This window comes from Cryobacterium sp. Y57 (assembly GCF_002929505.1).
In the GTDB taxonomy this organism is placed as follows: Bacteria; Actinomycetota; Actinomycetes; order Actinomycetales; family Microbacteriaceae; genus Cryobacterium.
This window is the reverse complement of record NZ_PJJL01000065.1, coordinates 143,830-153,596: the sequence shown is the minus strand read 5'-3', so window position 1 is coordinate 153,596 and position 9,767 is coordinate 143,830. Positions and strand designations below refer to the sequence as shown.

9 protein-coding genes are annotated in these 9,767 nt (G+C 64.9%); 6 read left to right on the top strand and 3 right to left on the bottom strand.

The annotated features are described in order from the left end of the window. Together CXY72_RS08895 and CXY72_RS08890 are read right to left on the bottom strand one after the other, a co-directional pair. Positions 1 to 379 (bottom strand): hypothetical protein (locus tag CXY72_RS08895; RefSeq protein ID WP_104127331.1); only part of this gene is annotated, 379 nt, incomplete at its 3' end. Continuing rightward, a complete protein-coding gene (locus CXY72_RS08890; protein WP_233197726.1) occupies positions 376 to 1,620 on the bottom strand; it encodes a serine/threonine-protein kinase in 1,245 nt (414 codons plus the stop codon). The genes CXY72_RS08895 and CXY72_RS08890, both read right to left, overlap by 4 nt. Positions 1,621 to 1,728: 108 nt before the next feature. Between CXY72_RS08890 and CXY72_RS08885 the strand changes: the two genes are divergently transcribed. Beyond that, positions 1,729 to 3,108, top strand: a complete 1,380-nt coding sequence (locus CXY72_RS08885) for an RIP metalloprotease (protein ID WP_104127330.1) — start codon at positions 1,729 to 1,731, stop codon at positions 3,106 to 3,108. Between the two features lie 7 nt (positions 3,109 to 3,115). Here the strand turns inward: CXY72_RS08885 and CXY72_RS08880 are convergent, their stop codons facing one another. Next, positions 3,116 to 4,300 (bottom strand): acetyl-CoA C-acetyltransferase, encoded by a 1,185-nt coding sequence (locus CXY72_RS08880; RefSeq protein WP_104127329.1) that lies wholly within the window; start codon positions 4,298 to 4,300, stop codon positions 3,116 to 3,118. Positions 4,301 to 4,464: 164 nt separating this feature from the next. Between CXY72_RS08880 and CXY72_RS08875 the strand changes: the two genes are divergently transcribed. The 5 genes from CXY72_RS08875 (at position 4,465) to CXY72_RS08855 (ending at position 9,749) form a co-directional block, all read left to right on the top strand. After that, positions 4,465 to 5,166 carry a hypothetical protein gene (locus tag CXY72_RS08875; protein ID WP_104127328.1) on the top strand — a complete coding sequence of 234 codons (702 nt, stop codon included), beginning with the start codon at positions 4,465 to 4,467 and terminating at the stop codon, positions 5,164 to 5,166. 55 nt (positions 5,167 to 5,221) lie between these two features. Continuing rightward, a complete protein-coding gene (gene ispG / locus CXY72_RS08870) occupies positions 5,222 to 6,376 on the top strand; it encodes a flavodoxin-dependent (E)-4-hydroxy-3-methylbut-2-enyl-diphosphate synthase (protein WP_199183179.1) in 1,155 nt (384 codons plus the stop codon). A gap of 110 nt (positions 6,377 to 6,486) precedes the next feature. Then, positions 6,487 to 8,262 (top strand): proline--tRNA ligase, encoded by a 1,776-nt coding sequence (locus CXY72_RS08865; RefSeq protein ID WP_104127326.1) that lies wholly within the window; start codon positions 6,487 to 6,489, stop codon positions 8,260 to 8,262. 183 nt (positions 8,263 to 8,445) lie between these two features. Further along, positions 8,446 to 9,483: a transcription termination factor NusA gene (nusA, locus tag CXY72_RS08860; protein ID WP_104127325.1), complete on the top strand. Its 1,038-nt coding sequence runs from the start codon at positions 8,446 to 8,448 to the stop codon at positions 9,481 to 9,483. Positions 9,484 to 9,491: 8 nt separating this feature from the next. After that, complete coding sequence (locus CXY72_RS08855; protein ID WP_104127324.1) at positions 9,492 to 9,749, top strand: YlxR family protein; 258 nt, start codon at positions 9,492 to 9,494, stop codon at positions 9,747 to 9,749. The last annotated feature ends 18 nt before the right edge of the window (positions 9,750 to 9,767 follow it).

Below are 9,767 nucleotides of genomic sequence, written 5' to 3'. Positions count from 1 at the left end.
CCGCTGCGGCCGCCGCTGCGGCCGCCGCTGCGGCCTCCGCCGCGGCCCGAGCCGCGGCCTCCGCGGCCGCCACTGCGGCATCGATCTCAGTGGTCAAATCGTCTCGCACCAGATTGATCGCGGACTGTATCGACGCCGATCGTTCCGAGCCGACCTGGCCGGAAGCGGCCGCCGTGCGCAGATTTTCTTGCATGGCGGTGAGCAGCGACTGGGCGTTGGCGAAGTCTCCGGCGGCGGAGGCCTCACTGATCGCCAGAATATCGCCCTGCAGCTGCTCGGCCGTGGCAGCCGGCAGGTCGACGGGGGTCGCCGTGCATCCGGTCAGCGGCAGAAGGAGCAGGGCGGCCACGGACAGGGTCAGTCGGTAGCGTCGATTCACGGGTTCACGCTTTCCTGAAGAATCTGAAGGTGGGTGCCCAGCGTGCCGTCCACGGCCGGATAGCTCGGTGGTACCGCAACTGGTGCTTCGGCCGGGTTGAGCAGGAGCAGGGCGGCGACGGCGATGGCGATCAGGGTGAGCCCACTCGTGACCATGAGCAGTACCTGGCGGCGCACGGGGCGGCGCGGCTTGGCGGGGATGCTGGACGCGGGGATGCTGGCGGGAGCGTCCGTTTTCAGAATCTCGGTCTGAGCGTCAGCGTTAGCCGGCAGCAGCAACGTGGGGTCGGGCGCAGCGGCCGGCAGCAACAGGGTGGCAGTGGCCGCCGCCGCGGGCAACAGCACGGTGGGCACATCGGCATTGCTGTCGCCGGTGGCGAGCGCACGCAGCAACCCGGCGGCGTCGGCGGCAGTGGGCCGGTCGGCGAAATCGCGGGCGGTCATGGCGCGGAGAACGTCGGTCCACCGGCGGCCGAGCTGGCTGGGAATCTCCGGTTGACGTTGCAGCCGCGCCATCGCCGATTCCACGGCGGTCCCGGGGTAGGCGCGCACTCCCGTGAGGCATTCCAGCAGCACCAGGCCGAGCGAATAGACATCCGTTGGCGCAGCGATAACTCCACCGAGCGCCTGCTCGGGACTGAGGTAGCTGGCGGTGCCGAGCAACGACCCGGTCGCCGTCAGGCGGGTCTCATCGAGGAGCCGGGCAATGCCGAAATCGGCGAGCTTGGCGTGCATGCCGCGCCCGGGAAAACCCGATGGCGCCAGCAAGACGTTGGCCGGCTTGACGTCGCGATGAATGATGCCCTGCTCGTGCACGTAGTGCAGCGCTTCGGCAAGGTCAGCGCCCATTATGGCCACATCGAGGCTCGGCAGCGGGCCGCTCTCGATGCGCGCACGCAGGTCGGGGCCGTCGACGAGTTCCATCACGATGAAGGCGCGTGGGGCGCCGTCGACGAGTGCAGTGCCGGCGTCGAACAGGGTGACCAGAGCGAAATGATTCAGGCTTGCCAGCAAGGCGATTTCGCCGCTCTGGCGTTCGGGGTCGGAGGCGCCTCCATCGGCTCGAAACAATTTGACGGCTACGGTGCGGCCGAGCGCGGTATCGGTCGCCCGATAAACGGATGCCATCCCGCCTGCGCCGATAAGGCTCTCGATCGAAAAGCGGTCGGCCAACAGGCTGCCGACCGGGCCAAGGGTGGCCGGAACGGGCAGCTTCTGCGTGGGAACAGGTTCGTAAGACACGGGACCTCCTGATGCTTCTGCGCTCTAGCAAAGCACATGCACCCCCGTAATGGGTGGACGACGTTCACAGCCAGCCGCTTTGCAGCTTGATGCGGTTACTCTACGACAGTGGAAACCGTACTGCTATTCATACTGGGCGTCGCGATCGTCGTCGTCGGACTCGCCGTGTCCATCGGCCTGCATGAAATTGGCCACCTCGTGCCCGCGAAGCTCTTCGGCGTCAAGGTCACCCAATACATGATCGGCTTCGGACCCACGCTTTGGTCGCGCACCAAGGGCGAGACGGAATACGGCGTCAAAGCGCTGCCTCTGGGCGGCTATATCGCCATGATCGGCATGTTCCCGCCTTCCAAGAAGGGCGGAGCCCCCCGCAGCACCACCACCGGCTTCTTCGACCAGATGGTGCAGGAGGGCGCACCGGAGAAGAAAACCAGCGCCCTGTCCACCCTGGTCGACGACGCACGTCAAGCCAGCGCGGAGACCATCGGCGAGGGTGAAGATCACCGCGCGTTCTACCAACTGCCGGTCTACAAGCGCGTGATCATCATGCTCGGCGGGCCGACCATGAACCTGCTCATCGCGATCGTGATGTTCGCAATTTTGCTGATGGGATTCGGCAGCGCGCAGGTCAGCACCACCGTTGGCAGCGTGAGTGAGTGTGTGCTGCCCGCATCGAACGACCGACAGACCTGTGCGGCCACCGATGAAGCATCACCCGGCGCCGCTGCCGGTCTACTGCCCGGTGACCGACTGGTCAGTATCGGCGGTACCGCCATCGCAAGCTGGGAGCAGTCGACCGAGATTATCCGCTCGGCATCCGGTCGCACCCTCGATGTCGTCGTCGAACGGGCCGGTGCCGACGTCGATCTCTCGCTCACCCCCAAACTCACCGAACGTTACGTTTATACCGCCGATAACAAAGTCAAAACGGATGCTTCCGGCGCGGGGATTACCGAGGAGGTCGGCTTCGTCGGAATCGGAGCGGCCAGCGAACTCGTACCGCAGCCGGCGACCGCCGTGCTCCCCGCAGTCGGCGACAACATCGCCGGAGTCGCGCACGTGATCCTCAACCTGCCCGACCGGCTTGTGGCCGTCGCCAATGCTGCGTTCGGCCCGGGGGAGCGCGACCTGAACGGACCGATCAGCGTGGTCGGTGTCGGCCGGGTGGCCGGCGAACTCGCGAGCTTGGACACGATCCCGGTCGCGACCAAGGTAGCGAGCATGCTCGGCTTGCTCGGATCGCTGAATATCGCCCTGTTCGTCTTCAACCTGGTGCCGCTGCTGCCGCTCGACGGCGGCCACGTTGCCGGGGCGCTGTGGGAAGGTATCCGTCGATTCTTCGCGAAACTGTTCAAACGGCCAGATCCGGGGCCGGTCGACATGGCCAAGCTCATGCCGCTCACGCTGGCGGTCGTTGTTCTGCTCGGCGGGATGAGCCTGTTGCTCATCTACGCCGACATCGTCAAGCCGATCAACTTCTTCGGGTAGGAGAGCGCTACCGCGACAGGAGCAGCGCTTCGCCCTGGCCGCCGCCGCCGCACAGGGCCACGGCGGCCTTGCCGGTGCCGCGACGCGCCAGTTCGAGCGCGGCATGCAGGGCAATGCGCCCGCCGCTCGACCCGATGGGGTGACCGATCGCGATGCCACCGCCGTGAATGTTCACCTCGTCGGCGCTCACCCCGAGCACCTTCGACGACTGCGCCACGACCGAGGCAAAGGCCTCGTTGATCTCGATCACGTCGAGGTCCGCCACGGTCCAGCCCTGGCGGGCGAGTGCGTGCGTGATCGCATTGGCCGGCTGGGAGTGCAAGGAGTTGTCGGGGCCAGCGACCTGGCCGTTGGCCTCAATCACGGCCAGCCAGGGCAGGCCGTGCTTCTCCGCCCAGGCGCGGCTGGTCACGACGATCGCGCTCGCGCCGTCGCTCAATGGCGCAGCGTTGCCGGCGGTGATGCTTCCCGCCGGGTCGAATGCCGGGCGCAATCGGCCGAGCGTCTCGGTCGTGCTCTCGGCACGCACTCCCTCGTCGGTGCTGATCACGAGCGGCTCGCCCTTGCGCTGCGGCACGCTGATGGGCGTGATCTCGTCGTGAAAGACGTCATGGGCTGCGGCCGCGGCGGCCCGCTGGTGCGAGGCAGCGGCGATTTCGTCCTGCTCGAGCCGAGTTTGGCCGAGTTCAACGTTGGCGCGCTCGGTTGAGAGTCCCATCGAGAGTCCGTCGAACGCGTCGGTGAGCCCGTCGTGGGCGGCGTGATCGAGGGCCGATACGGTTCCGTAGGCCCAGCCTTGGCGTGCGCCGGGCAGCAGGTGGGGAGCGCGCGACATGGATTCCTGGCCACCGGCCACGACGACATCCGCTTCGCCGAGCCGCACCAGCCGGGCGGCGTCGATCACGGCGGCCAAGCCGGAGAGGCACACCTTGTTGAGCGTCATGGCCGGCACGTTCCAGGGGATACCGGCAGCCACGCTGGACTGCCTAGCCGGGTTCTGCCCGCAGCCGGCTTGAAGTACCTGCCCCATGAGCACAAAGTCGACCTGCTCCGGAGCGACGCCGGCGCGAGCGAGTGCCCCGGCGATGGCGGCGGCGCCGAGGTCAACGGCGGTGAGGGACGAGAGCTGCCCGTTCACGCGACCCTGCGGGGTGCGTGAACCGGCCAGGATTACGACGTCTGTTTCGGTCATGGAGACTCCTTCGTCTGTATAGCGAGCGCGGGAAAGATTCACCGACTCTGTTACTCGACTGTAACGCGGCGGACGGTATTGGGGCAGCCCTGCGCCCGGTAGTGTGCCAAGGTGGAAATCGGGGGCAGTTTGCTTCGCATTGTGATGGGCGGGAGAGCATTCAAATGTCGATCAAGAACTTCACTTGGGCCGGAATTATTGGCGTGATCGCGGCCGTGGCCTTGACCGGTTGCCAATCGGGCGCACCGGATGTCGCGTCGCCCGCATCAAGTACGCCGACCGACAGCGCGACTCCGGCCGATCCCCTAACCACGGTCACTGCGCTTACGGTCGGACCGGAGAACTTCGAGCTGCACGACGAGAGCGGCACCGCAGTGGTCACGCTCTCGTATGATGATCCCATCGACCGCGTCGTTGACGCACTGACGGTTGCCCTTGGCGCAGAACCCGTCGTAGCCGAAGACGGCGGAGGCGACGAGTATCCGCCTGGGGTCGACTACGACTGGGACGGCTTTGGATTGAGGGACCACCTGCCGCCAGACGGCAGATTCCCGGACTATGCCAACTTCTCCGTGAGCGTGAGCGCACCAGTCAGCGGCGACGTCTCGGTCGCGACTAGCGGCGGTTACCGGGTCGGCGACGACCTGCGCGCGGCGGCACGTGCGCTCGGGGTGGAAGTCGACACGACTTTTGAGTCGTACGGTTCGATCTTCTACTTCGAAATGGGACCAGAGCTTGGCACAACACCATCGGGAGGTAACACCCTCTACCCGAACGCCCAGGTGGTCAGGGTGGCGGCGAATTCCGAATCCGGCGCGATCGACGAGATCGCTTCGCCTGCCAACCCCAGCTTCTGGTTGCACTGAATCGCCTAGAGTCGGCACACAGGCCCCTCGGGGCTGCACCAACTAAGCTAGGCAAGTGGCTGCAATCAACTTGGGGATGCCCAAAGTACCTGAGGTACTCGCTCCCAGACGTAAATCCCGTCAGATCAAGGTCGGAAAGGTCCTGGTCGGTGGCAATGCTCAAGTGAGCGTGCAATCGATGACGACAACTCCGACGACCAACATCAACGCAACGCTCCAGCAGATCGCCGAACTCACGGCGACCGGCTGCGACATCGTGCGTGTTGCGGTTCCGACCCGCGATGATGCCGAGGCGCTGCCGATCATCGCGAAGAAGAGCCAGATTCCGGTGATCGCGGATATCCACTTCCAGCCGAACTATGTCTTCGCCGCGATCGACGCTGGCTGCGCTGCCGTGCGGGTCAACCCCGGCAACATCCGCAAGTTCGATGATCAGGTCGGCAAGATCGCTGCTGCCGCGAAGGCGGCGGGCGTGAGCCTGCGTATCGGAGTCAACGCCGGATCGCTCGAGCCGAGCCTCATGCAAAAATACGGTAAGGCTACCCCTGAGGCGCTCGTCGAGAGCGCCGTCTGGGAGGCGAGCCTGTTCGAGGAACACGACTTTCACGACTTCAAAATCTCGGTCAAGCACAACGACCCGGTGATCATGGTCAAGGCCTACCGTTTGCTCGCTGAACGTGGCGACTGGCCCTTGCACCTCGGCGTCACCGAGGCTGGCCCGAGCTTCCAGGGCACGATCAAGAGCGCAACAGCATTCGGCATCCTGCTCGGCGAGGGCATTGGCGACACCATCCGCGTGTCCCTGAGCGCCCCGCCGGTCGAGGAGATCAAGGTGGGCCTGCAGATTCTGCAATCGCTCAACCTGCGCGAACGCAAGCTGGAGATCGTCTCCTGCCCGAGCTGCGGCCGAGCCCAAGTGGATGTTTACAAGCTCGCCAACGACGTCACCGACGGGCTCGAAGGCATGACCGTGCCGCTGCGTGTCGCGGTCATGGGTTGCGTCGTCAACGGACCGGGGGAGGCACGTGAAGCCGACCTCGGCGTTGCAAGCGGTAACGGCAAGGGTCAGATCTTTGTGCGCGGCGAGGTCATCAAGACCGTGCCCGAATCCGAGATCGTGGCCACGCTCATCGAAGAGGCCAACCGTCTCGCCGCGGAGATGCCCGCCGCCGACCTCGGCAGCCCCACGGTGTCCGTCGGCGCGAAGTAGCAGGTCCAATCGCGAGGCGAGCGGATTCGACGGTAATGCCACGAAGACGACGTTCAGCGGAAGAGAGCGAACGTACGGAGCGGATGGCGACGCCCGCGTAAGGTAGACGGGTGCCTACACGTCTCTCCAACTACTTCCTCCGTACTCTCCGCGAAGACCCATCCGACGCCGAGGTGACCAGCCACCGCCTGCTCGTGCGGGCCGGCTACATCCGTCGACAGGCTCCGGGTATTTTTGCCTGGCTGCCGCTCGGACTGCGGGTGAAAGCCAAAGTGGAGCGCATCATCCGTGAGGAGATGACCGCCGCTGGCGCGCACGAGGTACACTTTCCGGCCCTGCTGCCGCGCGAGCCGTACGAGGTGACCGGCCGCTGGGACGAATACGGCGAGGGGATTTTTCGCCTGAAAGACCGCAAGGGCTCCGATATGCTTCTCGCACCGACCCACGAAGAGGTCTTCGCGCTGCTGGTAAAAGATTTGTACGGCAGCTATAAAGACCTGCCGCTGGCGATTTACCAGATTCAGGATAAGTACCGCGATGAGGCCCGCTCGCGGGGCGGACTGCTGCGCGGCCGCGAATTCACCATGAAGGACGCGTACTCGTTCGACTACACCGACGCCGGCCTCGACGTCAGTTATCAGCTGCAGCGGGATGCCTATGAGCGCATCTTCACCCGTTTCGGCCTCGATTACGAAATCGTGCAAGCGGATGCCGGCGCGATGGGTGGCTCCAAGAGCGAAGAGTTTCTGCACCCCACTCTTGTCGGCGAAGATACCTTCGTGCGCAGCAGCGGCGGTTACGCGGCCAACATCGAGGCGTTTCGTACCCTCGTGCCGGCCGACAAGGATTTCACCGCGCTGCCCGCCGCGCAGATCTTCGACACCCCGAACACTCCGACTATCCAGACGCTGGTCGACAAGGCCAACGCCGAACACCCTCGCCTCGATGGCCAAGAGTGGACGGCAGCCGACACGCTCAAGAACGTCGTGCTCGCGCTGACCAGCCTGGACGGCACGCGTGAACTGATCGCGATCGGTGTTCCCGGCGACCGCGAGGTCGATCTCAAGCGCGTCGAGGTAGCATTCGCGCCCGCCGAGGTTGAGGCCGCCAACGAGGGCGACTTCGCGAAGAACCCTGGCCTGATCAAGGGTTACATTGGTCCCTGGGCTGCGCAGGGCGCCGTGCTCGGCACAGCGTCGGTCACCGGCATCCGTTTTCTGGTCGACCCGCGCGTGGTCTCCGGCACCGAGTGGATCACCGGTGCCAACGAAGCGGGCCGCCACGTGTTCGGTCTGGTCGCCGGCCGCGACTTCGCCATCGACGATGTGGTTGAAGCCTCCGATGTGCGCGCCGGCGACCCGGCCCCCGACGGCTCCGGCCCGGTCGAACTCATTCGCGGTATGGAAATCGGGCACGTGTTCCAGCTCGGCCGCAAGTATGCCGAAGTACTCGGCCTCAAGGTTCTCGACGAGAACGGCAAGCTGGTCACGGTCACGATGGGTTCATACGGCATCGGCGTCACCCGCATCCTCGCGATCATCGCCGAACTCAACAACGACGCCAAGGGCCTGATCTGGCCCGAATCGGTCACTCCGTTCGACGTGCACGTGATTGCCACCGGCCGGGACGAGATCGTCTTCGACACCGCGGAGGCCGTCGTCGCCGCGATCGAGGCCACCGGCCGCGACGTGCTCTACGACGACCGCCGCAAGGTCTCACCCGGCGTCAAGTTCGGTGACGCCGAACTCATCGGCGTGCCGTGGATCGTCATCGTCGGCCGCGGTGCCGCCGACGGCATCGTCGAACTGTGGAACCGCCGTACCGGCGATCGCGAACAGGTCGACGTCGCCGACGTCGCCACGCACTTCGCCCAGCACCTCGCCTGATCGACCGCATCGCGAGCGGATGCTGCCGGCTGGCTGAGCCGGCAGCATCCGCTCTGTAGCGAACCCGCCCAACCGACCCGGCGCGGGGGGAGTGGGTGACGGGTCGCCACAGATTCGGGTACCGTTGTCTTCAGCCCGCTGCGCGGTTTCGCAGCGGCAAGATCTGAATAGAGGAGGCCGGCCATGGACATCGACCTCAGTGTTTTGCGGCTATTGGAGCGCGAAAAAGAGATTCCCTTTGAGGAACTCGTACACATCATTGAACAGGCGATTCTGATTGCCTATGGCAAGCACATCCAGCAAGATGTGACGAAGCTTGAAGCTTCGAAGATTGCTGATGTTAATCACTCCGGTCAGGAAGTGCCCGAAGCGCGCGTCGTTCTCGACCGCAAGACCGGGCACGTCGACATTTACGTTCCTGAGCACGATGACGAGGGTAACGTCGTCGGCGAAGCCGTCGACAATCCGACCGATTTCGGTCGGATCGCAGCCTTCGCCGCCAAGCAGGTTATCAACCAGCGTTTGCGCGATCTGGCCGACGACGCTGTGCTCGGTGAATTCAAGGGTCGCGAGGGTGACATCGTCGCCGGAATCATTCAGCAGGGACCGAACCCCCGCATGATCCACGTCGACCTCGGCACGATCGAAGCGATCATGCCCCCCGAGGAGCAGGTTCCTACCGAGAGCTACGTGCACGGCGCGCGCATTCGCGTGTTCGTCACGGCCGTCGGTCGCGGACTCAAGGGCCCGCAGATCACCGTGTCGCGCACCCACCCCTCGCTCGTGCGCAAGCTGTTCGCTCTCGAGGTGCCCGAGATCGCGAGCGGAGTTGTCGAGATCGTCTCGCTCGCCCGTGAAGCCGGACACCGCACCAAGATCGCCGTGCGCGCCACAGAGCCGGGCGTCAACGCCAAGGGTGCCTGCATCGGTGAGCTCGGCCAGCGCGTACGCGCCGTGACCGTTGAGCTCAACAACGAGAAGATCGACATCGTCGACTTCTCGCCCGACCTCGCGACCTTCGTCGCGAGCGCCCTGTCGCCGGCCAAGGTCACGAGCGCCTACGTGATCGACGAGTCGATCAAGGCTGTGCGCGCCCTCGTGCCCGACTACCAGCTGTCCCTTGCGATCGGCAAGGAAGGCCAGAATGCCCGCCTCGCGGCCAAGCTGACCGGTGCGAAAATCGACATCCAGCCGGACAGCATTCTGGAGGATGCCGAATAGGGGGTACGATGGAACCCGTTAGAACGTGTATTGGCTGCCGTTCGCGCGCCCCTCGATCCTCACTTTTGCGGATCGTTGCTGGGAAATCAGAAATTGTGGTGGATGAAACCGCGACAATCCCCGGTAGAGGTGCGTGGCTGCATGCCCGCCACTCGTGCTTTCAGGATGCCGTAAGGCGACACGCTTTCGGGCGTGCCTTTCGTGTGACCAGGTCACTGGACGCGAAACAACTAGAGAACAGGCTGAATTGGCTTATGGATAACTAATGAGCGGCTCGAAATGAG

Excerpts from the sequence above, each read along its gene's own strand:
- CXY72_RS08855 (WP_104127324.1), top strand. The coding sequence starts at position 9,492 with ATGGAACCCGTTAGAACGTGTATTGGCTGCCGTTCGCGCGCCCCTCGA.
- CXY72_RS08880 (WP_104127329.1), bottom strand. The coding sequence starts at position 4,300 with ATGACCGAAACAGACGTCGTAATCCTGGCCGGTTCACGCACCCCGCAG.
- nusA (WP_104127325.1), top strand. The coding sequence starts at position 8,446 with ATGGACATCGACCTCAGTGTTTTGCGGCTATTGGAGCGCGAAAAAGAG.
- CXY72_RS08875 (WP_104127328.1), top strand. The coding sequence starts at position 4,465 with ATGTCGATCAAGAACTTCACTTGGGCCGGAATTATTGGCGTGATCGCG.